This window comes from Arcobacter sp. CECT 8985 (assembly GCF_004116495.1).
Classification (GTDB): Bacteria; Campylobacterota; Campylobacteria; order Campylobacterales; family Arcobacteraceae; genus Malaciobacter.
In genome coordinates this window covers 20240-45635 of record NZ_PDKC01000014.1, presented here as the reverse complement: position 1 = coordinate 45635, position 25396 = coordinate 20240, and the positions used below count along the sequence as shown (strand labels likewise).

Sequence of the window (25396 nt, the reverse complement as noted above, 5' to 3'; positions counted from 1 at the left end):
TATTACTCCTTAAAATCAAAATTTGCTAATTTCATAAGAGAAATACTTACAGGTTTTATTAGTTTGTCATTAAAATCATAATAGACATTGTGACAAGGCTTTTGGTGCTTTTCTTCACCATCATTACTACCTATTAATGCAAAAGCACCAGGGATTGTATTTAAATAATAACTAAAATCTTCACTTGCCATAATTGGTGTAGCAATGGAACTTTGCCAATTTTCTCCTAGAGTGTCTTTTAAAACTTCTCTAAATCTTGATGCAGGTTCTTTATGATTTATTGTAGGATTATATCTTTCTTTTAATTCTACTTCAACATCTACATTATATGCAGTTGCAATACTTTGGCTAATTTCTTTTATTTGTTTAAATACTTTTTGTTTTAATTCAATTTTTGGAACACGAATTGAACCTTCTATTTTTGCTTTGTCTGGAATTACAGTAACACCGCTAATTGCATCAATTGAAGTTACAGAAAGAACAACTGCTTCTTGAGGTGATATTTGACGACTTACAATTTGTTGTAGTGCCATTGTAAGTGCAGATGCTGCAAGTACTGGGTCTTTACATAGTTCAGGCTGGGAAGAATGACCACCTAAACCTTTTAATGTTATATGAAAAGTTGCATTTCCTGCCATTACTGTGCCATCTGGACATACTGCTTTGCCATACTCAATTGCAGGCCAATTATGCCAACCAAAAATCATATCAACACCTTCTAAACAACCCTCTTCAATCATTTTTTTAGAACCATGTCCTCCTTCTTCAGCAGGCTGAAAAATCAAAGAAATAGGATTTGTTAATTTATCTTCATTTTGTTTTAACCATATTGCTGTAGCAATTAAAGTTGCCGTATGTCCATCATGCCCACAAGCATGCATGCATTTTGGTTTTGTTGATTTATATTTAACATCTGTTTTTTCTTCTAAAGGTAAAGCATCTATATCACCTCTTAATGCAATATGCACTCCTTTTTTATTTTCTCCAAGAAGTCCAACAGTTCCTGTATTAGCATAGGTTTTATATGAAATATTATGTTTACTTAAAATCTCTCTAATTTTTTTTGCAGTATTTATTTCATCCCATGTTAACTCTGGATTTTTATGTAAATTATGTCTAAAGTTTGTAGCAAATTCTACTACTTCATCAAAATTTTTATACATTTGAACTTCCTTTTTATAATAAGTTTATCTAAAAGCTAAATCCCTAAAATATAGTGCAATTTGAGGGAAAAATATCAGTAATACTGCAACTGTTAATAAAATAAATATAAAAGGAGGTGTTCCTTTTATCACATCAAAATATGGTCTTTTAAATATTGCAATTGCAGTAAATATATCACATCCAAAAGGAGGTGTGGCAGAACCAATAGCAACTTGAAGTGTGATTATTGTTCCTACTAATACTGGGTCTAATCCTACTTGATTAACAACTGGCATAAAAATTGGTACTAATACTAAGATTACAACTATTGGATCAACAAACATACAACCTACAAAAAAAGCAAGCGATATTATACCAAGCACTTGGTATTTACCCATTTGTGCAATACCAATAGAAGATAAAATATCTTGCGGTACTTGTGCAAAAGATAAAACCCAAGCAAATGCAGCACCTGCACCTACTAATATAAATACAACTGCTGTTACAAGACCAGTTGCAACTGCAGAATTATAAAAATCTTTTAGTTTCATAGTTCTGAAAATTATTGCTTCCAAAAATAATGCATATGCAACACTAACAGCAGCAGCTTCAGTTGGACTAAATATTCCGCCAAATATTCCACCAATAATAATTACTGGAAATCCAAGTGGCCATAAAGCATGATAAAATGCAACAAATCTTTCTTTCCAAGTAGATTTTCTTTGTGTTGGAATATCATGTTTATATGCATAAAAAATACTATATGCAGAAAATAATAAAAGTATTAAAAGTCCAGGACCAATACCTGCTATAAATAGTTCAGGTATAGATGCTTTTGCAACAATTCCATAAATAATCATTCCAATACTTGGAGGAATTAAAAATGCGATATCACTGGAGTTTATTATTAAAGCTAAAATAAATGAGTCTTTGTATCCTCCCTCTTGTAATTTGGGTCTAAGAGGAGAACCTATTGCAACAACAGTTGCTTGTGTTGAACCAGACACTGCTCCAAACATAGTACATGCGCAAGCAGTACTTACAGCTAATCCACCTTTTATGTGTCCTACAAAGGACATTACCAAATCAATTAGTTTTTCAGCTGATTTTCCTCTTGTCATAATATCAGCAGATAAAATAAACATAGGTACTGCAATAAGTGCTGCTGGTCTAATTCCTGCCATCATTTGCTGTATCATAAATTGCATTTTATTTAAATCACCAAAAATTTCATAAAATCCAACTGTAGATCCTGCAATTAAAGGTACCATCATAGGAAAACCGATTAATAATAATACTACCATTATAGAAAAAATTAAAAGAGCCATCTCTATCCTTTAAGCTTCTGCTTCATTAAATTCATTTTTATATCCGTCTTTTATACTTGTAGATAGATAAACATCTTCTTGTGTAATATTTTTTATAATAGTAGAGTAATATTGAAAACCAGTTATGATAAATCCTATTGGAACCCAAAGATAGATTACATAAACAGGTATTCCTAATGCTGGCAATATTCTTCCACTTGAATAAACATCATTAATATATAAAACTGAGAAATATGCTAGAAAAAGCATAAATGAACCAGTTACAAATGATATAATTACCATTACTACTTTTTTTAAGTTTTTACCTAATAAGTCATATATAGCAGACATTCTAATATGTCTTCCTTGTCTTGCTGCAAAACTTAATCCAGCAAAAGTAATAACAACTATAAAAATCATATTTAATTCATCTGTTGATACAATTGCATCATCAAATATAAATCTACTTATAACTGCTGCAATTGTATTTAGAGCCATGGCTATTACTCCAATTCCAAGCATAAACTTCTCAAATTTACTAATTACCAAATCAATATAATCAAGACTACTTAGAAAATATTTGATACTATTTTGGAAATTATCTTCTGAATTATTCATTATATAACTCCTGCAAAAAAATAGTATTTCTCATATTTTAAATAAGACCATAAAAAGGTCTTATTTACTATTGTTTTTTTCTGCTTCATGTAAATCTTCTTTCATTTGATTTAATAACTTCTTATTTGAAACGCTTTTTGAAGCAAACTTATCTTGAACTTTTTTTGCTTTTTCTTTAAATAAACTTTTTTCTTTTTCAGATAATCTAACTATTTTATAATCAGGATTATTTTTCTTGATTTTTTCAATTCCTTTTTTGTCAAGATTTTTTGCAGCTTTTAAAATAACTTTATGTGCATATTTTGCTGCTTCTTGAACAAGCTTTTTATTTTTTTTACTTAATCTATCATAAAAGTCTTTATTTGCAACTGCAACTGCATTAAAACTACTATGACCAATATAAGTTAATACTTTTGATAATTTATCTAAATTATAAGCTGCTATCCAAACTGTAGGATTTTCTTGTCCATCAACCATATTTGTTTTAAGTGCACCAATTAAATCACCCCAACTCATAGGTACAGGAGAAGCACCAAAAGCTTCATATGTATCAACTAAAATAGGAGAACCTGGCATAACTCTCATTTTTTTACCTTCTAAATCAGCAGGAGAATGAAACTCTTCATTTGTAGTAATTGCCATTTCACCTTCTGGGAATACTGATAGTAGTTCAAGTTTATGCTTATTGAAAATTGGAGGTAACATTTTATTTATTACTTTAGAGTGTTTAAAAAAGTAATCTAACTCTTTTGTATCTGTTGGTAAAACATAAGGTAGAGTAAATAAATCCATTTCAGGAATTGTTGCACCCATATATCCTGTAGATTGACCTAAAAATTGAATAATACCGAATCTAGTTTGTTCCATCATGTCAGTCTCTTCTCCCAAAGAACCAACTGGATAGATTTCTATTTTATTATCAGAGTGTTTTTCAATATAGTTTTTAAAAGCAACTGCATAAATACCTTGTGGATCTTTCTTGCCTTCTCCCATGGCATATTTCCATGTTGCTGCACTTAAGCTTGTAACTGTAATTAGACTTGCTAAAACAAGTAATTTAAAATTAAATTTCATATTCTTCCTTTTTTTTTAATTTGAAATGGTAATTAAATGCCGCTTTTTTATCACTTATGCATGTATTACTTAATAAACAATTCTCTTGGAAAATCACAAAAAGTTTCAACTCCTGTATCAGTTATGTATATACTTTCAGTTATTTCTATTCCCCAATCGTCTTGCCAAATTCCAGGCATAAAATGAAAAGTCATTCCAGGTTCTAAAACAGTTAAATCTGATGATCTTAAACTACAAGTTCTTTCACCCCAATCAGGTGGATAGCTAACTCCTACTGGATAACCACATCTTGCACCATTTCTATTAATTCCAAATTTTTTCATAATTGCATCAACAGCATTTGCAATATCACAAGTCCTATTTCCAGGTTTTGCTTGTTCTAATCCAGTCAAAATTGCTTCTTGTAAAGCCTTTTCAGCATCAAGATATTTTTGTTCAGGTTTACCCATGAAAATTGTTCTTGACATTGGGCAGTGGTATCTTTTATAACAACCTGATATTTCAAAATATGTTGCTTCTTTTCTCTTAAAAGGCCTTTCATCCCATGTAATATGAGATGCAGATGCATCAGCTCCAGAAGGTAACAATGGAACAATTGAAGGATAATCCCCACCATATCCATCAACACCTTCAATTGCAGTTTCATAAATTTGTGATACTACATGACTTTTGGGAATACCAACTCTAACTACATCTAAAACTCTTTGATGAATTTTTTGTGTAATTTTTCCTGCAATTTTCATATATTCAATCTCTTTTTTAGATTTAATACCTCTTGCCCAATTAACCAAATTATTTGCATTTATAAATGTTGCATTTGGTAAAGTTGCAGTTAGTCTAAAATGTGCTTCAGCTGTATAATAATATGTATCTCTTTCTGTTGCAATAATACCTTTAGTCCAACCTTTTTTTTGAAAGACATTTTCACCTATCCATGTCATTGGATGTTCATCTAGATTTTGTACATATTTTTCAGGATAACCATAAAGATTATCCTCTTTCATAAAACATTTTATAAGTGCTGCATTTCTATCCATAAGTCTTCCAAACCAAATCGGTTCTTCTTCATCTAAAGAGATAATTACTCCTTGGTGAACGTAAAAAGACCAACCATCATAACCTGTTAACCAATTCATATTTCCTGGGTCAGTTGCAACAAGAACATCTATTCTTCTTTGTTGCATTAAAGATTTTACTTTTCGTACCCTTTGGATATACTCTTTTTTTGTAAATGGTAATTTACCCTTCATCTTTTAATCCCTTTGATACTTATAAGTTATTTTACAGGTCCAACCCAAACTTGTTGAGTATTTACAAACATTTTTATGCCATGTGGTCCTAACTCTTTTCCTAACCCAGATTTTTTTACTCCACCACTTGGAAGTCTTGGATCTGATTTCACAATGCCATTTACTGATACTTGTCCAGTGACAATTTTGCTAGCTATTTTTTTACCTTTTTCTATATCTCCTGTCCATACAGAACCTCCAAGACCATAATCTGTATCATTTGCAATTTTTATTGCATCATCTATATCTTTAGCTTTTATAACTGCTGCAATTGGACCAAAAGTCTCTTGGCAAGAAACAACCATACCTGGATCAACATCTGCTAAAAGTGTAACAGGGAAAAAGAAAGCTTTTCCTTCATATTTTTGCCCTCCTAAAACCAATCTTGCTCCAGCAGCTATAGATCTGTCAACTTGACTATGCATCTCATCAACTAGTTCTTTTCTAGCAATTGGGCCTATATTTGTTGATTCATCTTTCGGGTCACCAAGTTTTAATTTAGAGAATTTTTCTTTAAGTAATTCTATGAACTCTTCATAAATTGGTTCTTCTACAATTATTCTTTTTGCAGCAATACAAGATTGTCCTGCATTAATATATCTTGATAATACAATAACATCTGCTGCTTCATTTAAGTCTTTTGTATCAGCTAAAACAATCGCAGGATCACTTCCTCCTAATTCTAAAACAACAGGTTTTATTTCGCTACCTGCAATTGCACCAATAATTGAACCAGCTTTTGATGAACCAGTTAAAGAAACACCTGTAATAAAAGGGTGTCTTATTATTGGTTCAATTTGTGTATGATCAATAACAATATTTTGAACAAGATTTTTAGGCATTCCTGCTTTTTCAAATGCTTCAACAATCTTTAAAGCACATAATGGAGTATGAGAATCATGTTTCATAATACAACTATTGCCTGACATTAGTGCAGGAGCAAGATATCTAAATGCTAGCCAAAAAGGGGCATTCCAAGGTAAAATACCAAGTGTTGCACCTAATGGTAAATATTGAACATAACTTTGTGTAGCATCAGATTCTAAATATTCAGTTTTTAAATATTCTTCACCAAATTGGGCATAATGTTCAGCAGCCCATGCAGCTTTTTTTACTTCACCTCTTGCTTCATTGATTGGTTTACCCATCTCTTCAGTCATAGGAAGTGCATATTCATCAAGATTATCAAGCATCTGTTTTGCAACTTCATTTAATAGTTGAGCTCTTTGTTTAAAAGGTGTATCTCTCCAAACATTTATATATACATCTTGAGCATTTTCGATAATCTGTTTTACTTGCTCATTTGTATGCATAGGGATTTCGCATACAGTCTCTTGTGTATAAGGATTAATTGATTTAAAATGTGTTGAACTATAACTCATAATATTCTCCTTAACCTAAGATTGACTCTACTGATTTTACAAATCTGCTAAGTCCCTCTTTTAAAGTATCTTCTTCAATTGTTAATGGTGGAATAAATTTAACAATTTCACCAGTACTACAAGCTCCAATAATTAACCCATTTTCAAAACATTTAGTTGTAATTTGTTTGGCTAATGCAGCATTTTCAAAATCAATTGCTAACATCATTCCTTTATGTCGTACACCTTTTACTTGATCATATTTTGAATTTAATGAGTCTAAAGTATCTTTTATTATTTGACCTTTTCTTTTTGTCTCATTATTAAATTCTTCATCTTTAAAGTTTTCTAGTCCAATTTTACCTGCTACATAAGATATTCCTTGACCTCTAAATGTACCAGTATGTTGACCTGGACTCCATGCTTTGTCATATTCTGCTTTATTTAAGCACATACCAATAGGAGTTCCTATTCCTCCAAGACCTTTTGCAAGTACAACAATATCTGGATCAATTTCTAAATCATCAAAACTAAAATAACTTCCTGTTCTTCCACTTGCACCTTGAATATCATCAACAATGAAAAGTGCACCAGTATCACGTGCAAGTTTTTGAACTTCTAAAATCCATTGTTTATCTGCTTCATGTACTCCACCTTCTGCTTGAAGAGTTTCTACCATAAATGCTGCAGGGGGAACAAGTCCAGAACCTGTATGTTCAATTTGCTCTCTCATTAATTTTAATGCATGCATATCATTAAAAGTTCCTCTTATTACATTATTTAAAGGAACTCCTGATGAACTTCTAAAAGCATTATTTGCTGTGCAAGCTAATGATCCTAAAGTCATACCATGAAAACCTCTATGAAAAGCAACTACTTCTGTTCTTCCTGTTACTTTTCTTGCTAGTTTTAATGCAGCTTCAACTGCGTTTGTTCCAGTAGGGCCTGTAAATTGTAATTTTCTATCTTCCCAACCTCTTGGTTTTAAAATTAGTTTAACAAATGTATCAATGAATTCTCTTTTTACATCTGTAAACATATCTAAAGATTGAATTACTCCATCATTTTCAATAAATTTGATAATTGCTTCTTTCATTTTTGGATTATTATGTCCAAAATTTAAAACTCCTGCACCCGCAAAAAAATCTACATATTCTTTTTCATTTTCATCTATCATTTTTGCATTAGATGCTGATTTGAAAACTGTTGGTGCCGCTCTACAATATGCTCTGATTTCTGATTCATACTCTTCAAATATATTCATTTCATTTGCCATTTTAAATTCCTTAAAAAAAATATTTAATATATAAAATTGGAATGACCCACTAAATTAATCAATAGTATTCTAAAAATAAAGTCAATTGATTAAAATCACAATTAACATTGGACTGGATTAATTGCGGGGGTCTAAATGGCAGCCATTATGAAGTTTTTATCTTGAATAAGTAAGTTTTGTATTCTTTTGATAGGTTTTGTAAATATTTCTACAAGTCTAAATAGTTTTATAAGGAGTAAACTTAGTTCATGTTTTAGTTTCATTGTTAAAAAACAAAAAAAGTTCATTTTATCTCCTTTTTTTTAGTTCATAGAAAATTGTAACTAAAATTATATATTTATGCAAATTTTGATTGTTTATAAAGTGTACAGATTTATTCAATTAAGGTGTTTACAATACCTGCTCTTTTTAGTATATTTACATATGATTTTGAGGCTATTAAGCTTATTTTTTATAAAAATAATAAGCATAAATTTAAAAGCACACTTTTTATATACTTTTATAATATATGCTTTTGAAATTAAATTATAATAAAGAGGATGACATGGCAGATAGCATTAGAATCGAACACGATTTTATAGGTGAAAAAGAGATTGAAAAAGATTGTTATTATGGAATTCAAACATTAAGAGCAAAAGAGAATTTTGATATTACGAAAACTAGTTTATCACTATTTCCTACTTTTATTAAATCACTTGCAAAAGTTAAAAAAGCTTGTGCCTTAACTAATTTTGAATTAGGTGATTTAACACTTGAACAAAAAGATGCAATCATACAAGCTTGTAATGAAATTATTGATGGGAAATTTCATGATCAGTTTATTGTTGACCCAATTCAAGGGGGAGCAGGTACTTCTACAAATATGAATGCAAATGAAGTAATTGCTAATAGAGCACTTGAAATATTAGGATATCCTAGAAGTTCATATGATATTATACATCCAAATAATCATATTAATATGAGTCAGTCTACAAATGATGTTTATCCAACAGCAATAAAAGTAACTCTTTATGAACTAATTTATAAGTTAAAAGATTCATTAAGAGATTTAAGGGATGCTTTTCATGATAAATCTATTGAGTTTAAAGATGTATTAAAAATGGGAAGAACACAGCTTCAAGATGCTGTTCCTATGACTTTAGGACAAGAGTTTCAAACTTTTGCAGTAATGTTAAATGAAGATATTTTTAGATTAAGTGAATCTCAAGCTTTATTAAAAGAAGTAAATTTAGGTGCTACTGCTATTGGTACTGGAATTAATGCAAAAAAAGAGTATCAAAAAAAAGTTATAAACCATTTAAGAAGCGTAACTGGTATTGATTATGAAAGTGCTGGGGATTTAATTGAAGCAACTCAAGATACTGGAGTTTTTGTGCATATTTCTGGTATACTTAAAAGAGTTGCAATCAAAGTTTCTAAAGTTTGTAATGACTTGAGATTACTAAGTTCAGGTCCTAGAGCTGGGTTTAATGAAATAAATTTACCAAAAATGCAACCAGGAAGTTCAATCATGCCAGGAAAAGTAAATCCTGTAATTCCTGAAGTAGTAAATCAAGTGGCATTTGAAGTAATTGGTTCAGATTCTACAATTTCAATTGCTTGTGAAAGTGGACAACTTCAACTTAATGTTTTTGAACCATTAGTTGCATATAAATTAATGAATTCAATAAATATGATGAGAAGAGCATTTGATTCATTAGGTGAAAAATGTGTGAAAGGTATAACTGCAAATGAAGATGTTTGTATGGAATATATCTTAAATTCAGTAACACTTGTTACTTGTTTAAATCCAATTTTAGGTTATGAAAAAAGTTCAGCAATTGCAAAAGAGGCACTAGCAACAAATAAAAGAGTTTATGATCTTCTTTTAGAAAAAGAGTTATTTACAAAAGAAGAGTTAGAAGATTTACTTCACCCAAAAAATATGGTAAATAATTATGAAGGAAAGGACGTTTAATGAAAGTAACTATTATCAATACTGGTGGTACTTTTAATAAAAGATATAATCCAATTAAAGGACAATTAGAAGTTCCAGCTGATAATATAGCTTTAGATAAAATTGTAGCATCATGCCACAATGTAGATTTTGAAATTGTAAATGTTGTATCAAAAGATAGTTTAGATATGACAGATGAAGATAGAAAAGAGATTTGTGATGCTATAAAAAATACACAAAATGATAATATTATTATAATTCATGGAACAGATACTGTTCATTTGACAAGTGCATTAATAAAAGAAGAAAAAATAGCTAAAAAAATTGTATTTACAGGGGCAATGGTTCCAATGAGTATAGATACAATTGAAGCTACTATGAACTTTTCTCAGGCTTTAGGATTTTTAAGTGCTGAGGTTAATAATGGTACTTATATCTCTATGCATGGAGTTGTAGTTGATTCTTCTAAACTTGTAAAAAATAGAGAACTTGGACAATTTCTTATCCAAAACTAACTAAAATAAGAGGAATCTTCCTCTTATTTTAACTTTTTTTCTCAACAAATAACTCTAACTTCACTTTTTAAAATTAAAATAACTTAACTTTAGGTAAAATCACAAAAACTTAAATATAGGATATTTTTTATGGCAATTTATACATGTGGACATACTACTCCTGATTCAGATTCAATCTGTTCAGCGATTTCATTAGCTTACCTTTTAAATAAAATTGGGCGTGAAGCAATACCTGCAAGACAAGGACCAGTTAGCCCTGAAACTCAATTTATCTTAGATAGATTTGGTTTTGAAGCACCTGAACTTAAAACTGAATTTGCAGGTTGTGAACTATTTATTACAGATTATTCAGATAGAGGACAAGCACCAAAAGATTTAGATGAAGCAACTGTTGTTGGTATAGTTGATCATCATAAATTAGGAGATATTACTACTTCTACTCCATTAGAGTGTTGGATTAGACCTGTTGGATGTACTAATACAATCGTAAAAGAGATGTATGACTTCCATGGTGTTGAAATTCCTGCTAATATTGCTGGAGTAATGTTATGTGCAATTTTAAGTGATACAGTAATTTTTAAATCACCAACATGTACACAAACTGATATTAAAGCAGTAAGAGAATTGGCAGAAATTGCTGGTGTTGAAGATTTTGGTGCACTTGGAATGGAGATGTTTAAAGTTAAATCAGCAGTTGAAGGTGTTCCTGTAAGAGATTTAATTTTAAGAGATTATAAACCATTTGATATGCATGGAAAAAATGTTGGTATTGGACAATTAGAAGTAATTGATTTAAGCTTATTTGATAGTATAAAATCTGAATTACAAGCAGATTTAGATAAATTAAGAGAAGAAAACAATTTACATACAGCATGTTTACTTCTTACAGATATTATGAAAGAAGGTTCTGAAGTATTAGTTTCTTCAGAAGATACATCAATTTTTGAAAAAGCATTTGATGTAAAACTTGAAGACAACAAAGTTTGGTTAGATGGTTGTCTATCAAGAAAAAAACAGATTATTCCTTTCTTACAACCTGCATTTGCATAAATTTTAAAAGATAGCTTTTTGCTATCTTTTATTGTATTTAATATTAAGGCATTCACATAATGGAACTTTTTAATGATATTGCCCTTTCATGGGTTATTTTTCTTCTTGTAGCTGGTTTTATTGCTGGTTATATTGACTCAATTGCTGGTGGAGGAGGAATGATTCAAGTTCCTGCACTTCTTTTTATGGGAATATCTCCCGTTCATGTTTTAGCTTCAAATAAAGTAGCAAGTTTTTTTGGTGTATTTATGGCAACAATAAAATATGCATTAAGTAAAAAAATATCTTGGTATGTTGTCTCAATCGCGATTATTCCTTGTTTAGTATTCTCTTATATTGGAAGCTCTTTAGTTATGTTTTTATCAGATGAAACTATAAAATGGGCTATATTAATAGCAATTCCAATTGCATTAGCTTTTCTTTTTAAAAAGAGTAAACACATAAAAAAAGATAAAGAAGAAGTGACTAAAAAAAGAATTATTCTTTCAACTGCTCCAATTGGATTTTATGATGGTTTACTTGGCCCTGGAACAGGGACATATTTAACTATTTCAATGAAGAAATTTTTGAGTTTAGATTATTTAACTGCGACAGCTTCAACAAAACCTTTAAATTTTGCAACAAATGTAGGTTCTGCAATTGCATTTATTTTTGCAGGAAAAGTTCTTTGGGCAGTTGCACTTCCTTTAGGATTAGCAAATGTAGCTGGATCTTATGCAGGAAGCCATTTTGCTATTAAAGGTGGAGAAGAGTTTATAAAAAAAGTGCTTATCTTTGTGCTTATTTTTATGTTAGTTGGAAATATTATTAAAATATTTGTGTCGTAATTATGAATGAAATTAAGATTTTTAAAAATGATAAATTACCTTTTTTAGAGTTAAGATATATAAAACATATTAAAGAGTGTGAGAAATTACACTCTCATAATCAAATAACAATAACTTCGATAAAACAAAATAGTATAAATATCAATTTTAAAGATGAATCTATTTTATTAAAACCAAATAACTTTATAATAATAAATAAATTAGTAGCACATAGTGCAACTTTACAAAGTGAAGCTAAAGATGGTTATGTTTTGTATTTGGATACTTCATTTTTAAATAGTATTGGCTTATTTTTTAATAGTGATTATACTTATAAAGAAAATAGTTTAGACTTTGAAAATTTATGCCAAATTATCTTAGATGAAAAAGTAAGCATAATTCAAAAAGAGGAGTTTGTCTTAGAATTTTGTATAAAATTTTTTAGTTATAAAAAAATAAAAGAAGATTTTAAAAATGATATTTGCTTTAAAATAAAAGAGTATTTAGATGAAAATTACTTAGAAGAACTTAGTTTGGAATATATTTCTAAGATATTTAATATAACCCAAATTCACCTAATTAGAGTCTTTAAAAAGACAATACACTCATACATCTTAAATAAAAAAGTACATAAAGCAAAAGAGCTTTTATCAAAAAATATACCAATTGTTGATGTTGCTTTACAGTGTGGTTTTTTTGATCAAAGCCACTTAAATAGAAACTTTAAACGAGTATTTCAACTAACACCTAAAGAGTATCAATCAAATATATCTTCATAAATGTTAATTTTGTACAAGATTTAAATTCTTTTATTTTATATACTTAGGCAAATAAAAGGAGAAACTATAAATAGTATGAAAAAATATAACATTATTCAAATAAACAATCTACTCTTAAACCTCTAATTCCTAAAATAATTTTCAAATCATACCTTATCAATTTTAGTCGCAAATATTTGCAAAATATATAAAATCATGGAGAATAAAATGACTTATAAAAAATATAGACAATATCCTATTGTCAAAAACTTCGTACGTACTTGGCCAAATAATCAAATCACAAAAGCACCTATTTATGGAAGTGTAGATTTAAGAGATGGAAATCAAGCTTTAGTAAACCCTTTAAATATTGAACAAAAGTTGCAGTATTTTAATACTTTAGTAAAGATGGGATTTAAACAAATAGAAGTAAGCTATCCAAGTGCTAGTGATACTGATTTTAATTTTACAAGAAAATTAATTGAAGAAAATCTTATACCTGATGATGTTGCTATTCAAGTATTAATACCAGCAAAAAAAGAGTGGATAAAAAAAAGTGTTGAAGCTATGAGAGGAGTGAAAAATGGAATTTTTCATCTATACAATCCTACAAATGAGTTCCAAAGAAGAGTAGTTTTTAAAAAAAGTGATGAAGAGATAATAAATATGGCAGTTGAGTCAATGAAATACTTAAGGGAACTTACTAAAGATTTTGAGGGCAATGTTATATATGATTATTCCCCAGAGAGTTTTTCCCAAACCAATTTAGAGTTTGCAGTAAAAATATGTAATAAAGTAATCGATGTAGTAAAACCAACAGTACAAAACAAGATGATAATAAATTTACCAAACACTCTAGAAGCTTGCACTTCAAATATTTATGCAGATAGAATAGAGTGGATGTGCAATAATTTGAACAATAAAGATGCCCTTATAATAAGTGTTCATCCTCACAATGACAGAGGAACATCAGTAGCCTCAGCAGAACTTGCAGTTTTAGCAGGTGCAAATAGAGTTGAAGGAACACTTTTTGGAAATGGTGAGAGAGCAGGGAACTTAGATTTAGTAAATTTTGCTTTTAATTTACACTCACAAGGTATTGATTCTACTCTTGATTTGTCAATTATAGATGAAGTAAAAAAGATGTATGAAGAAAAAACAAGTTTAAAAGTTCACTCAAGACATCCTTATGTGGGAGATATGATTTTTACAGCTTTTAGTGGAGGCCATCAAGATGCTATAAAAAAAGGAATAGACTTTTATAGAGAAAACTCTTGTCAAGAGTGGAATGTCCCATACTTGCCAATAGACCCAAAAGATATAAAAAGGGGATATGAAGATGTTATTAGAGTAAATTCCCAATCAGGGAAAGGGGGAGTTGCTTTTATCATAAGTGAGTTTTTTGGAGAAAATTTAACTAAAGAAGAGTCTATAAAATTTGGTATTTTAGTAAAAGAGCAAAGTGATAAATTGAAAAGGGAATTGAGTAAAGAGGAGATTATTGAACTTTATGAGGGGCATAAAAAATAGTATTCTCTTGAAGAGGATAAACCTCTTTGTTCTCTTACTTTTGTGTTGACGAAAAGTAAGCAAAAACAACTACGGCTTCGGAGGCAAAGCTTCCCGCATTTATTATTTTTAATTTCTATCTTGCGGGACTTATAAAAAAGAGTGAGATTATCACTCTTTTTTATTTCAAATAACTCCTTGTTCGACTAATTTGTCAAGGTCAACAATATTACACTTTTAATTTTAAACTTTTTATTCATACTTAATACTATGCCTTTTTGAAAATCATTTTTTATCTATAACGTCAAGTATAGATTTATTATTAAATATCATCTTTCCAATGAATTCTTTTTCATCTACATCTTTTACAATCACTTTATCAATCTCATCTGTTTCATCTAATGATACCCAGATTATTGGAGATAAAGCTCTTTTTTGGTATAAAAAGATGTAATAATTATGTTGTTAATGTGATGCACATATGATAACTTATGTTAGATAAAACCTAAGTATAACAAGGATAATGTTAAGTGATAAAGTTCATATATGTGGCTGTATTAGTTTTGATTTTTACGGCTTGCTCATCTACTAATGAGCAAAAAGAAATATATCTTTACGGTACGCCTGCATATAATGCACAATTAAAAAATGCAAAAGTATCATTGCAAGGTGCAAAAAATATAGTTTGTCAAACTGTTTTGAATGATACAAAATTAAGAGATATTTTTTTTAGAAATACTAAAGAAGTCGGTTACTATTTTATTTATAAAGACAACTATCTTTTTGCAACTTCATATCTCATAACTAATCATGACGGCAGTACCACTATTACTAGCTGGATTGAGGTTGATATTTATACAGGTGAGTTAAAAAAATATAGATATCCCCAAAACAAAATGCTCTATGTTAATCAGTTAAAAAATATAATTGAATCGTTTAATTGTAAGAAATCGGAGAAATAAATGGCAGAAATTTTCATGCAACTTTATATATATGTATGTATTCCATTTACAATACTTGTATATATATACACATTAAACTATAAGTTAAGTACTCAAATATTAATTTTAAGTATATCAATTATAATACTTTATTTATTGATAAATCCTACATTTTTATATGAAGTTCAAAATCAAAATATAATCTCATCAACTCAAGGATTACTATTTTGGACACTTGTAAAAGAAGGAGTTATAACATTCTTAATCTTAATTGGATTAAAAAGAAGTTATTTAGTTGATCATGAAAGTATTGATATATCAAATAAGTTTTTTAAGATAGTTAAAATTGTCTCATTATCAATCGTAATTATTGTTGTTTTTATAATAATAAGTATGAGATTACTTTTTTTCTTTGATTCTGATTTTTTTTAATTTTACTATTGAAATAAAGGGCAAGTTATAACGATAACATAAAACATTTCATTTTAATCCTTTAATTTAGCATAATACATATTTTAATTATAATTTATCTTATTTTGACTTGCAAGTAATGCAGCACAAAGTTGATATAAAACTCTTGCCCCCACATTTTCATCCCAATCATTCTCACTACTTCCTACTTCACATAAATCAAATCCTATTATATTTTTATTACTTTTTACAACCATATAAATTAAGTGTTCTAATTGGCTATATCTTAATCCACCTGGAACTGGTGTTCCTGTATTTGGGCAGTTTAAAGGTTCTAATCCATCAATATCAATAGAAAGATATACATTTTTAGGTAGTTGTTCAATATAAGAAGAAAAAATATTTTCTAAAGATTCTCCTTTTGCAAGAAGTTGTTGCATATTTGTATCATATAAACATGCACCTTTTTGTTTATAATTTTTCATTCGTAAAGATTCTTCACTACTATAATCTCTTATTCCAACTTGAACAAGTTTATTAACTTTTTCACACTCTTTCATAGTATTATAAAAAATTGAAGCGTGTGAATAAGTAAAACCTTCATATGCCTCTCTTAAGTCATGGTGAGCATCAACATGAAGTATTCCAAATGGTTCTTTTTGAGTATCATTTAATGCTTTTAAAAGACCTAAAGGTGAAGAGTGGTCACCTCCTACAACACCTACAAATTTTCCTTTTTTTAATTGTTTTAAACATTTTTTATAAATAGAGGCATTTAATATATTTGATGCTTTATTTACAAAATCTAATGCTTTTTTATTTGTTGAATTATTTTCTAATGCTTCAATTACTTTAATAGCTTTTTTTCTTGCTTTATTGCTTAACTTTAAAAGTTTTTTATCTGTTTTAAGCATTGCAATTCCTGCAGCATATGGTTTTTCATAGTGAAAAGTTTCTAAATCAAGTTGATGACTTGATATTTTAATTTTATCAGGGGCTTTTGCTGTTCCTTCACCAAATGAAACAGTAGCTTCCCAAGGAACTGGAATCAAAATCAAATTAGCTTCTTTGGGATTTAGTTTTCCTCCTATAAATCCATCATCTTCTTGTGGAGGTAAACCTTGTTCTAATACTTCTATTTCTTCTTTTAAAGTTCTATAAGACATCAATCTTCCTATTAAATAATATATTGTAATTATAGACTAAATTAATCAAATTCAACTAAAAACCTTATGTATATCATTGACAATTGTGCTATCAATATAACCTTTTGAAGCTTGCTCTTTTAATATTTCCATTGTTTTTGTATGTGACATACCTTTTCTATATGGTCTATCTTCGGTTAAAGCTTGGTAAATATCTAAACAAGTCATTAATCTTGAATCAAAACATAATCTTTTAGCATCAAAACCATATGGGTATCCATTACCATCTAATTTTTCATGATGATTTGATGCCCATTCAACTATATCTTCAAAGCCATTTACTTTTTGTAATGCTTGTCTTGTATAATAAGTATGGCATTTTATGATTTCAAATTCATCTTTTGTAAGTGCTGATTGTTTATCAAGTATTTTATTTGGTACGGCTAGTTTTCCTAAATCATGAAGATTTGCAGCAATTATAAGTTTCATTATTTTTTCACTACTATAGTTGTAATGGTAACTCATCTTTTCAACTTTATTGCTAAGTCCAGATGAGTGTCTAGATGTAAATGCAGAGTTAGAATCAATAATAGTAGTAAAAACAGAAGATAATTTTACTAAATGTTCCAATTCAATATTCATAGTGAAATTCTCAACTTTGCTCAAGACAAGTTTTTCTAAATTTGAAGATTGTAAATCCAACCAAAATGATGTTTTATTTGCTAAAAAGTTAAAGTTATTTACTAACTCTTCTGAATATAAAATATTTTTTTTATCATTTATAAATCTAATTATTTTTTGTCTATTTTCTATTGTTGGTGTTTCAAAATGAAAAATATTATCTACAGTATCTGCCAATGCAATAATTTGTGCTAAAAGAGGAATTTGATCATCTTTTAATTTAAAAAAACCACTTCCATCAAAATTTTCATGATGATATTTTACTATATCTTTATGTTCTGATAAAAAAGGAAAACCTTTTATATTCTTTTCTCCAATATGACAATGTTTAGAATTTTGTTCTAAAATAGAATGATTTTCATTTTTTGGATCTTGCTCAAATTTACTTATTGTAACTTCTTCAGCCAATCCATTATCATGTAAAATTGAAAAAGAGCATAAATCAAATTTTTCTTTTTTATTTAAGATATAAAAATCTGCTAATCTTAAAGCTATATAAGCTACTCTTTTAGAATGAAAAGAAGTTGAACCTAAAGTATTTATTTCTACAAAATCCAAAGCATCAGATAAAGCAAGAAGAAATTGATTTAAGTTAAATTTCATAATAAACCTTTTTATATTATTATTTTATTATATCAAAATAAATAAAATATTATAAAACTCTTGGAGTATAAATGGCAGAACTATTAAAAAATGTATATACAAAAGATTATATTGAAAACTTAGCAAATAATATATCTATATTTTATGAAAAATTTGAAAAACAAAATTTTATTAAAACAATATTTTGTAAGAATTGGGATAATTATGAATTAAAACAAAGAATGAGACATATTGCAAAATCACTTAATACTTTTTTGCCTTTTTCTTATGAAAAGCAAATAGAAATTTTAAAAGAAGTTTCAAAAGAATTTTCATCTTTTGAATCAATGTTTTTTCAAGATTTTGTAGAAGTTTATGGTCTTGATAATTTTGATATTTCAATGCAAGCACTTGAAGTTTTTACTATTGATTCAAGTAGTGAATTTGCAATCAGAGCTTTTATTTTAAAATATGAAGATAAAACAATGAAACAAATGAAAAAGTGGGCAAAATCAGAAAATGAACATATAAGAAGATTAGCAAGTGAAGGTTGTAGACCAAGACTTCCTTGGGCAGTTGCTTTACAAAATTTTAAAAATAACCCTTCAAAACTATTTGAAATAATTGAAATTTTAAAAACTGACAAAAGTAAATATGTACAAAAGAGTGTAGCAAATAATCTTAATGATATTTCAAAAGATAATCCAGACTTAATTATTGAGTTTGTTAAAAATAACCTAGGAAATTCTTCTACTTTAGATTGGATATGTAAACATGCTTCTAGAACTTTACTTAAAAAAGGCAATAAGCAAATATTAGAGTTATTTTCATATGGAAAAACAGATCATATAAATATTTTAAATTTTGCATATGATAAAATTGTAAATATTGATGATTATTTAAACTTCTCTTTTGAAATTGATTCTTTTGAGACAATAGGAAATGTAAGAGTTGAATATATAATATATTATTTAAAATCAAATAATATTCATAATAAAAAAGTTTTTATGATAAGTCAAAATGAGATAAAATCAAAATATAAAAAATTTTCTAAAAAACAGAGTTTTAAAAACATGACTACAAGAAAACACTATTTAGGGAAACACTATATCTCTATTATGATAAATGGTAAAGAAATGATAAAAAAGGAATTTATTTTAAAATGACACCAGCAATAAATATATTAAAAAAAAATAAAATAGAATACAAATTACATAAGTATGAGCATGATCCTGATAATACAGATTTTGGAAATGAAGCAGTTGAGAAATTAAATTTAAATGCACAACAAGTATTTAAAACTCTTTTAGTTGAATTGGCACCTAAAAAATTAGCAGTAGCAGTAGTTCCAGTATCAAATCAATTAAGTTTAAAAAAAGTAGCTTCTAGTTTAGGCGAAAAAAAAGCAGTTATGGCAAATAAAGATGAAGCTTCAAAAGTAACAGGATATTTACTTGGAGGTATCTCTCCATTAGGACAGAAAAAAAGACTTCCTACAATTATCGATGAAGTTGCATTTTCTTTTGGAACTATATATATAAGTGGTGGTAAAAGAGGTTTAGATATTGAGTTAAATCCTATTGATTTACAAAAAATATTAAATGCAAAAAAATCTGATATTAAAGCATAAGATTAAACTTAAATTAAAAAATTAGTTTCTGTGGTAATTTTAAAACTTATTTAATTGTAACTATAGTGTAATTAGGATATAAAATATATTGGAATAATTATATAAACTACTTAAAAGGAAAGACTATGGCTACTGCAGATATAGAAGCTGTGTGCTCGCAGCTACTAACAAAAGATGATTTAAAAATCACAGACGAGTTTTTCAATGAGATTAAAAATAGAAAAGTAATTACTGAAATATCAAAAAAAGATGATGTTCATTATATTAAGATTTTTTCTCAAAAACAGTTATATTTATCTTCAATCACACCAATTTTACATGATGTTGGTTTTGAAATTATTGATGAGGTAACATACAATATTTCAAAAAAATCAGATGTTATTTTTGTAAGTAGATTTAATCTATTTGTAGAAGATGAAGAATCACTTCACACTGCAAGCAAAAATTTAGAAACTATTATAACAGATGCATTATTTGACTCTTCAATGAAACATTCGAAGATATTTTCATTAGTTTTATTAGAAAACTTTACAATAAGAAAGATACAGCTTTTAAAAGCTTTTATTGAGTATTTGGATCAAGTTGTTTTGACAATAAATACAGAGACAATATTGCATACTTTTACTACACATCATAAAATTGCAAATCTTTTTATTGATTATTTTCTTACAAAATTTAATCCTGAATACAAAGGTAAAAGAGAAGATGCATTAGCTAAGTTAAGTAAAGATATTGAAAGTAAAATTAAAACTATTCCACAAATAATGGATGATAAAATTCTAAAATTAACATTTAGTTTTTTACAAGCACTTTTAAGAACAAATTACTTTTTAGAAAAACAGACAATTGCATTAAAAATTGATACAAAGTGTTTCTCTGAGAGTTTAAAAGGTATACAGCCTAATTTGGAGAATTTTATTTATCATCCAGAGTTTTATGGTGTTCACTTAAGAATGAGTAAAATTTCAAGGGGTGGATTAAGATGGAGTGATAGACATGAAGATTATAGACAAGAAGTAAAATCTTTGATGATTACTCAAGAGGGTAAAAACTCTATTATTATTCCAGATGGTTCAAAGGGTGGTTTTGTAATAAATAAAGAGACTTCAGAAGTTACAAAAGAGTATTTTGAACATATCTATTCTATGTATATTAATGCAAACTTGGATTTAGTTGATAATATGGTTGATGGAAAGGTAGTAAAAGATAAAAAAATCATTTCATATGATGGTGATGATGCATATTTTGTAGTTGCTGCTGATAAAGGAACTGCATCAATGAGTGATGTGGCAAATGGTATTGCAATTAGTCGTGGCTATTGGTTGGGTGATGCATTTGCAAGTGGTGGAAGCAATGGATATGGACATAAAGATTTAGGTATCACTGCAAAAGGTTCAATTATGTCAACCAAAAGATTTTTTTTAGAAGATGGAGTTGATATTTACAAAGATTCAATTACAGTAATGGGACTTGGTTCTATGAGTGGAGATGTTTTTGGAAATGGAATGATTGAATCAGATAAATTCAAGCTTCTTGCTGCAATTGGACATAAAGAGATTTTTATTGATCCAAATCCAAATTTAAAAGAGAGTTTTGAAGAAAGAAAAAGACTATTTTATTCAAAACAAGCAAGTTGGAGAAATTATGATAAAACAAAAATCTCAAAAGGTGGAGGAGTCTTTTTACGAAGTGAAAAAGAGATTGAGTTAACACCTGAAATAAAAAAACTTATAGGAACAAATAAAAAAACACTAAGCGGTGAAGAGTTATGTGTAAAACTAATCACTATGAATGTAGATTTACTATTTAATGGTGGTGTTGGGACATATGTAAAAGCAAGTGATGAAAATAGTATAGACATTGGAGATAAGCAAAATGAAGCAGTAAGAGTTGACGCAAATGATATAAAAGCTTCAATTGTTTGTGAAGGTGGAAACTTAGGATTTACTCAAAAAGCAAGAATTGAGTATGCTTTATCTGGTGGTAGAATTAATCTTGATGGAATCGATAATGCAGCAGGAGTTAATACATCAGATCATGAGGTAAATCTAAAAATTTTATTAAATAGTTTAAAAGATCAAAAAGTTCTTTGTGATGAAGAGAGTAAGAATACTTTAAATAGTTTAACAGATCAAGTTGTTTCACTTGTATTGAATAATAACTATAATCAATCTTTAGCAATTTCGCTTGATGAAAGATTTTCTAGAAAAAATCAAAATGCATTTCTAAAAGCAATTGAAGTTTTAGAAGATAATATTGAAGCATTTAATAGAACTGATTTTTATATACCAAAAAATGAAAACATAAATGAAATAATAGATATAAATGGTTCAATAGTAAGACCAATTTTAGGTTCACTTTTATCTTACTCTAAAATTTTTATAAAAAAAGTTTTACTGGATTCTACTTTAATTGATGAACAATTCTCACTACAATATTTGTATAAATATTTTCCTAAATCATTTGTTGGAGCATATGAACATGAGATACTTTCACACCCTTTAAAAAGACAGATAATAGCAACTAAAATTGCAGATATTTTGATTAATTCTCAAGGTTGTACTTTTATAGCTGATTATGAAAAGTTAGGAAAAGATAAATTTATCAAAAAAATCAAAGCATATTTAATTGTAAAACAATTATTTGGTTCAAAAGAAATAAGAGAAAAGATATATTCACAAGATTATAAATTGAATTATGAAAAACAGTATGAGTTAATAGTAAAACTTGAATATATTTTATATACAAGTACAAAATGGATGTTGAAATATTTAAGAAAAAATCAGATTGATTCAAATCATATAATTGATCATAGAAATGAATTATTCTCTTTTCTTTCACAAGTTCATACTCAACATATTGAAGTATTAATAAAAGGTGATGATGAGTTTAATTTATTTTATAGTGTGATTGATTATCTAAGATTTGCAGTTGCAGCAATTGTAATTCAAGAAAATACTCAACACTCATTTAAAGATGTGATAATTTTATTTTATCAATTAATTCATGAGTTTAATATCTTAGAGATAATTTTATATCTAAATAGAATAAAAATACATTCTAAAACTGATGTAATATTAAGAAATCAAGCTTTACAATTTATTGATCATATTGTAGTTCATTATACAAGAAAAGTTTTAGATTTTAAAAGGATAAATGAAGCACCAGAAGATGCTTTTACAAACTATGTTTCAAATGAAAAAGAGGTGTTTTATAAAATTAGAGAACATCTTGATGTATTTATTACAAAAGAAGAAAAAGAGATAAAAGATATAGTAGCAACAGTAAATCAACTTATGGTTTCTACTATATAAAAATAAAAAAGAATATTAGTAAAACTTTAAAAACAACTATAAGTTTAACTTATGTGTTTTTAATTAAGAAATATTTGCTATAGTTATTAAATATAGAAAAAGGAGTAGTTATGAGAACACAAGATGATGAATTATCAATGCATAAAATTGAAGATTATGACAATAAAGAATCTCAAAGCAAAAGAAATACAGTAAGAACTGTTATTGCAATAGGACTGATTATTGGTGCAATTTTTGCAATATTTAAATATGAAAATAATGTTGTTGATGATTATGTAGGTACTCAAGATAATCCGGGAATTAATACAGCTAAAAAATAAATATGAGCTTTAAAGAATTTTTCGATTATCATTTAAAGACAAAACACTCATACTTTTCAATAAGAAATTATCCTAATAGATTAAGTTGGGATAATCAACCAATAGTTTTTAAAACCTATGATATGTATGAAAAGTATGAGTTAAATATTGATAACTCTATGCATGGATTTTTATATTATATTGCTGGGCTTAATGCAAAAAAAAGTTATCCAGGAGTTGAGTATTACTTAAGAATGAACCCAAGTGCAGGTGCTCTATATCCAAATGAAATATATTTTCAAAGTAGAAATAATGAAAATATAAAAGATGGAGTTTATCATTTAGATATTGTTAGTATGAGTATGACTTTATTATCTTCAATAAAAGATGAAGGTTTAGAAAAAGATATTGGATTAGATACTAAAGTAGATGGGTTTATATTTTTTATTTCTTCACTATATTATCGTTCTTCTTGGAAATATAAAAATAGAGCTTTTAGATATTGTCTTTTGGACGGTGGACATATTTTAGGTAGCTTAGAAGCTAGTTGTTATTTGTATGATAAAAATTATGAAATAATTTATGATTTTGATAAAAAAAGTCTAAATAACAAGTTTAATTTTAAAAATGAAGAGTTTTTTCAAAGCTGTGTTATTGTTGGGACAAAAACAGATGCTGAAGTTATATCTTTTGATTTAAATATTAATAATGTTGATGGAACATATTTTTTTGAACCAAATGAAATTATTGAAAAAGCATACAATGATTCTTTACAAATTATAAATGCAAAAAGACAAGAAGAAAAACCATATTTTTATTATGATAAAGAAGCTTTTAAAGATATAATTTTTAAAAGACGTTCAATCAGAGGGTTTTCAAAACAAGCTATTAAAAAAGAAGAATTTTTTAAAATACTTGATATTCTGAATGAAAAGATTACTAGTGATTGTGATGAAGAAATTGATATATATTGTGTGATTAATAGAGTTAAAAGTATGCCTTTAGGACTATTTAAAGGTTTAGAATATATAAAAAAGGGTGATTTTCAAAATCAAGCTGGATATTTGTGCTTAGAACAAGATTTAGGTAAAGATAGTGCAGTTACTTTTTTTATTACTTCAAAAGGAAAAAATTATCAGGCTTTATATCAAAAAGCTGGAATAATTGGTCATAGATTATATTTAGCTGCTAATTATTTGGGATATGGATGTAGTGGAATAGGTGCATATTATGATGATGAAGTTTGTACTTTTTTAGAAGATAATACTATGGTTTTATATGCACTTGCAATAGGTAACTAAGCTTTAAAAGCTTAGTTTTCGTTTGAGTTCATCATCCAAATAGAAAAAATATCTATATAGTTCCAAAATGATTGTTTTAAATCATCTGAAATATCAAGTTCATTAAGAACAATAGCATAACTCTCAAGCCAAATTCTTCTTGCTTCTTGATTGATTTTAAAAGGACTATGTCTTGCAGCCATCATTGGTGCACCTCTTTTTTCATTGAAGTATTTTGGTCCACCACATATTTGTATAAAAAAATCAGCAGAATGCTCTTTAGCTTTTGCAAATCCTTCTTCAGTTGGAGGAAAAAGTCCACTAATATTACTTTCTTTTAATAAATCATAATGATCTGAAACCATCTTTCTTATTCCATCTTCGCCTAATACTTCTAAAAGCTTTGGATTAGGAAGACTAACAGGCGGTCTTGTTCCTACTTGTCCATTAGTCATAGTATATTGCATTTTG

The 25396-nt window shown here is 27.9% G+C and carries 24 protein-coding genes; 13 read left to right on the top strand and 11 right to left on the bottom strand.

Features of this window, described 5'->3' with window-relative positions; all coding sequences use genetic code 11:
* Positions 1-2: 2 nt before the first annotated feature.
* From doeB2 to CRU93_RS14160, 8 genes are all read right to left on the bottom strand, one after another.
* Positions 3-1163, bottom strand: a complete 1161-nt coding sequence (doeB2, locus tag CRU93_RS07625; protein WP_129103598.1) for a N(2)-acetyl-L-2,4-diaminobutanoate deacetylase DoeB2 — start codon at positions 1161-1163, stop codon at positions 3-5.
* Between the two features lie 24 nt (positions 1164-1187).
* Positions 1188-2471, bottom strand: coding sequence for a TRAP transporter large permease (locus CRU93_RS07620; RefSeq protein ID WP_129103597.1), 1284 nt, complete (start codon positions 2469-2471; stop codon positions 1188-1190).
* A gap of 9 nt (positions 2472-2480) precedes the next feature.
* On the bottom strand, positions 2481-3068 hold the full coding sequence (locus tag CRU93_RS07615) for a TRAP transporter small permease (protein ID WP_129103596.1): 588 nt from the start codon (positions 3066-3068) through the stop codon (positions 2481-2483).
* A gap of 60 nt (positions 3069-3128) precedes the next feature.
* Positions 3129-4142, bottom strand: a complete 1014-nt coding sequence (dctP, locus tag CRU93_RS07610) for a TRAP transporter substrate-binding protein DctP (protein WP_129103595.1) — start codon at positions 4140-4142, stop codon at positions 3129-3131.
* 65 nt (positions 4143-4207) lie between these two features.
* On the bottom strand, positions 4208-5392 hold the full coding sequence (locus CRU93_RS07605) for a M24 family metallopeptidase (protein WP_129103594.1): 1185 nt from the start codon (positions 5390-5392) through the stop codon (positions 4208-4210).
* A 26-nt stretch (positions 5393-5418) separates the two neighbouring features.
* Entirely contained in the window at positions 5419-6813 is a 1395-nt protein-coding gene (locus CRU93_RS07600; RefSeq protein ID WP_129103593.1) for an NAD-dependent succinate-semialdehyde dehydrogenase, read from the bottom strand.
* A 10-nt stretch (positions 6814-6823) separates the two neighbouring features.
* The gene (locus CRU93_RS07595; protein ID WP_129103592.1) at positions 6824-8068 is read right to left on the bottom strand and encodes a diaminobutyrate--2-oxoglutarate transaminase; all 1245 of its coding nucleotides are present in this window, start codon (positions 8066-8068) and stop codon (positions 6824-6826) included.
* Between the two features lie 131 nt (positions 8069-8199).
* Positions 8200-8355, bottom strand: a complete 156-nt coding sequence (locus tag CRU93_RS14160) for a hypothetical protein (protein WP_164967647.1) — start codon at positions 8353-8355, stop codon at positions 8200-8202.
* 257 nt (positions 8356-8612) lie between these two features.
* Between CRU93_RS14160 and aspA the strand changes: the two genes are divergently transcribed.
* The 8 genes from aspA (at position 8613) to CRU93_RS07555 (ending at position 16015) form a co-directional block, all read left to right on the top strand.
* Positions 8613-10025: an aspartate ammonia-lyase gene (gene aspA, locus CRU93_RS07590; RefSeq protein ID WP_129103591.1), complete on the top strand. Its 1413-nt coding sequence runs from the start codon at positions 8613-8615 to the stop codon at positions 10023-10025.
* Positions 10025-10519 (top strand): asparaginase domain-containing protein, encoded by a 495-nt coding sequence (locus CRU93_RS07585; RefSeq protein ID WP_129103590.1) that lies wholly within the window; start codon positions 10025-10027, stop codon positions 10517-10519. Before aspA ends, CRU93_RS07585 begins: the two co-directional genes overlap by 1 nt.
* A 129-nt stretch (positions 10520-10648) precedes the next feature.
* Entirely contained in the window at positions 10649-11569 is a 921-nt protein-coding gene (locus tag CRU93_RS07580) for a manganese-dependent inorganic pyrophosphatase (protein ID WP_129103589.1), read from the top strand.
* Between the two features lie 59 nt (positions 11570-11628).
* On the top strand, positions 11629-12396 hold the full coding sequence (locus tag CRU93_RS07575; protein WP_129103588.1) for a TSUP family transporter: 768 nt from the start codon (positions 11629-11631) through the stop codon (positions 12394-12396).
* Between the two features lie 2 nt (positions 12397-12398).
* Positions 12399-13154 (top strand): AraC family transcriptional regulator, encoded by a 756-nt coding sequence (locus CRU93_RS07570; RefSeq protein ID WP_129103587.1) that lies wholly within the window; start codon positions 12399-12401, stop codon positions 13152-13154.
* A gap of 207 nt (positions 13155-13361) precedes the next feature.
* On the top strand, positions 13362-14663 hold the full coding sequence (locus CRU93_RS07565) for a 2-isopropylmalate synthase (protein WP_129103586.1): 1302 nt from the start codon (positions 13362-13364) through the stop codon (positions 14661-14663).
* 509 nt (positions 14664-15172) lie between these two features.
* A complete protein-coding gene (locus CRU93_RS07560; RefSeq protein WP_129103585.1) occupies positions 15173-15604 on the top strand; it encodes a hypothetical protein in 432 nt (143 codons plus the stop codon).
* Positions 15605-16015 carry a hypothetical protein gene (locus CRU93_RS07555; protein ID WP_129103584.1) on the top strand — a complete coding sequence of 137 codons (411 nt, stop codon included), beginning with the start codon at positions 15605-15607 and terminating at the stop codon, positions 16013-16015.
* A gap of 83 nt (positions 16016-16098) precedes the next feature.
* On the opposite strand, the gene CRU93_RS07550 is transcribed toward CRU93_RS07555, so the two are convergent.
* Entirely contained in the window at positions 16099-17160 is a 1062-nt protein-coding gene (locus CRU93_RS07550; RefSeq protein ID WP_129103583.1) for an agmatinase family protein, read from the bottom strand.
* A gap of 51 nt (positions 17161-17211) precedes the next feature.
* Positions 17212-18423: an HD-GYP domain-containing protein gene (locus CRU93_RS07545; RefSeq protein WP_129103582.1), complete on the bottom strand. Its 1212-nt coding sequence runs from the start codon at positions 18421-18423 to the stop codon at positions 17212-17214.
* A gap of 71 nt (positions 18424-18494) precedes the next feature.
* Between CRU93_RS07545 and CRU93_RS07540 the strand changes: the two genes are divergently transcribed.
* From CRU93_RS07540 to CRU93_RS07520, 5 genes are all read left to right on the top strand, one after another.
* Positions 18495-19568 (top strand): DNA alkylation repair protein, encoded by a 1074-nt coding sequence (locus CRU93_RS07540; RefSeq protein ID WP_129103581.1) that lies wholly within the window; start codon positions 18495-18497, stop codon positions 19566-19568.
* A complete protein-coding gene (gene ybaK, locus CRU93_RS07535) occupies positions 19565-20032 on the top strand; it encodes a Cys-tRNA(Pro) deacylase (RefSeq protein ID WP_129103580.1) in 468 nt (155 codons plus the stop codon). Before CRU93_RS07540 ends, ybaK begins: the two co-directional genes overlap by 4 nt.
* Before the next feature lie 125 nt (positions 20033-20157).
* Entirely contained in the window at positions 20158-23346 is a 3189-nt protein-coding gene (locus CRU93_RS07530; RefSeq protein WP_129103579.1) for an NAD-glutamate dehydrogenase domain-containing protein, read from the top strand.
* A 110-nt stretch (positions 23347-23456) separates the two neighbouring features.
* Positions 23457-23666, top strand: coding sequence for a hypothetical protein (locus tag CRU93_RS07525; RefSeq protein ID WP_129103578.1), 210 nt, complete (start codon positions 23457-23459; stop codon positions 23664-23666).
* A 2-nt stretch (positions 23667-23668) separates the two neighbouring features.
* Complete coding sequence (locus CRU93_RS07520) at positions 23669-24946, top strand: SagB family peptide dehydrogenase (protein WP_129103577.1); 1278 nt, start codon at positions 23669-23671, stop codon at positions 24944-24946.
* An 11-nt stretch (positions 24947-24957) separates the two neighbouring features.
* Here CRU93_RS07520 and CRU93_RS07515 read toward each other — a convergent pair whose 3' ends face one another.
* Positions 24958-25392: a globin gene (locus tag CRU93_RS07515; RefSeq protein ID WP_129103576.1), complete on the bottom strand. Its 435-nt coding sequence runs from the start codon at positions 25390-25392 to the stop codon at positions 24958-24960.
* Positions 25393-25396 lie beyond the last annotated feature (4 nt).

What these genes read in the sequence shown, in the direction of transcription:
- CRU93_RS07595 (WP_129103592.1), bottom strand. Translation starts at nt 8,068, where the DNA reads ATGGCAAATGAAATGAATATATTTGAAGAGTATGAATCAGAAATCAGA.
- dctP (WP_129103595.1), bottom strand. Translation starts at nt 4,142, where the DNA reads ATGAAATTTAATTTTAAATTACTTGTTTTAGCAAGTCTAATTACAGTT.
- CRU93_RS07520 (WP_129103577.1), top strand. Translation starts at nt 23,669, where the DNA reads ATGAGCTTTAAAGAATTTTTCGATTATCATTTAAAGACAAAACACTCA.
- CRU93_RS07600 (WP_129103593.1), bottom strand. Translation starts at nt 6,813, where the DNA reads ATGAGTTATAGTTCAACACATTTTAAATCAATTAATCCTTATACACAA.
- doeB2 (WP_129103598.1), bottom strand. Translation starts at nt 1,163, where the DNA reads ATGTATAAAAATTTTGATGAAGTAGTAGAATTTGCTACAAACTTTAGA.
- CRU93_RS07525 (WP_129103578.1), top strand. Translation starts at nt 23,457, where the DNA reads ATGAGAACACAAGATGATGAATTATCAATGCATAAAATTGAAGATTAT.
- CRU93_RS07620 (WP_129103597.1), bottom strand. Translation starts at nt 2,471, where the DNA reads ATGGCTCTTTTAATTTTTTCTATAATGGTAGTATTATTATTAATCGGT.
- aspA (WP_129103591.1), top strand. Translation starts at nt 8,613, where the DNA reads ATGGCAGATAGCATTAGAATCGAACACGATTTTATAGGTGAAAAAGAG.
- CRU93_RS07580 (WP_129103589.1), top strand. Translation starts at nt 10,649, where the DNA reads ATGGCAATTTATACATGTGGACATACTACTCCTGATTCAGATTCAATC.
- CRU93_RS07515 (WP_129103576.1), bottom strand. Translation starts at nt 25,392, where the DNA reads ATGCAATATACTATGACTAATGGACAAGTAGGAACAAGACCGCCTGTT.
- CRU93_RS07545 (WP_129103582.1), bottom strand. Translation starts at nt 18,423, where the DNA reads ATGAAATTTAACTTAAATCAATTTCTTCTTGCTTTATCTGATGCTTTG.
- CRU93_RS14160 (WP_164967647.1), bottom strand. Translation starts at nt 8,355, where the DNA reads ATGAACTTTTTTTGTTTTTTAACAATGAAACTAAAACATGAACTAAGT.
- CRU93_RS07605 (WP_129103594.1), bottom strand. Translation starts at nt 5,392, where the DNA reads ATGAAGGGTAAATTACCATTTACAAAAAAAGAGTATATCCAAAGGGTA.
- ybaK (WP_129103580.1), top strand. Translation starts at nt 19,565, where the DNA reads ATGACACCAGCAATAAATATATTAAAAAAAAATAAAATAGAATACAAA.
- CRU93_RS07530 (WP_129103579.1), top strand. Translation starts at nt 20,158, where the DNA reads ATGGCTACTGCAGATATAGAAGCTGTGTGCTCGCAGCTACTAACAAAA.
- CRU93_RS07555 (WP_129103584.1), top strand. Translation starts at nt 15,605, where the DNA reads ATGGCAGAAATTTTCATGCAACTTTATATATATGTATGTATTCCATTT.
- CRU93_RS07565 (WP_129103586.1), top strand. Translation starts at nt 13,362, where the DNA reads ATGACTTATAAAAAATATAGACAATATCCTATTGTCAAAAACTTCGTA.
- CRU93_RS07575 (WP_129103588.1), top strand. Translation starts at nt 11,629, where the DNA reads ATGGAACTTTTTAATGATATTGCCCTTTCATGGGTTATTTTTCTTCTT.
- CRU93_RS07585 (WP_129103590.1), top strand. Translation starts at nt 10,025, where the DNA reads ATGAAAGTAACTATTATCAATACTGGTGGTACTTTTAATAAAAGATAT.
- CRU93_RS07570 (WP_129103587.1), top strand. Translation starts at nt 12,399, where the DNA reads ATGAATGAAATTAAGATTTTTAAAAATGATAAATTACCTTTTTTAGAG.
- CRU93_RS07540 (WP_129103581.1), top strand. Translation starts at nt 18,495, where the DNA reads ATGGCAGAACTATTAAAAAATGTATATACAAAAGATTATATTGAAAAC.
- CRU93_RS07550 (WP_129103583.1), bottom strand. Translation starts at nt 17,160, where the DNA reads ATGTCTTATAGAACTTTAAAAGAAGAAATAGAAGTATTAGAACAAGGT.
- CRU93_RS07615 (WP_129103596.1), bottom strand. Translation starts at nt 3,068, where the DNA reads ATGAATAATTCAGAAGATAATTTCCAAAATAGTATCAAATATTTTCTA.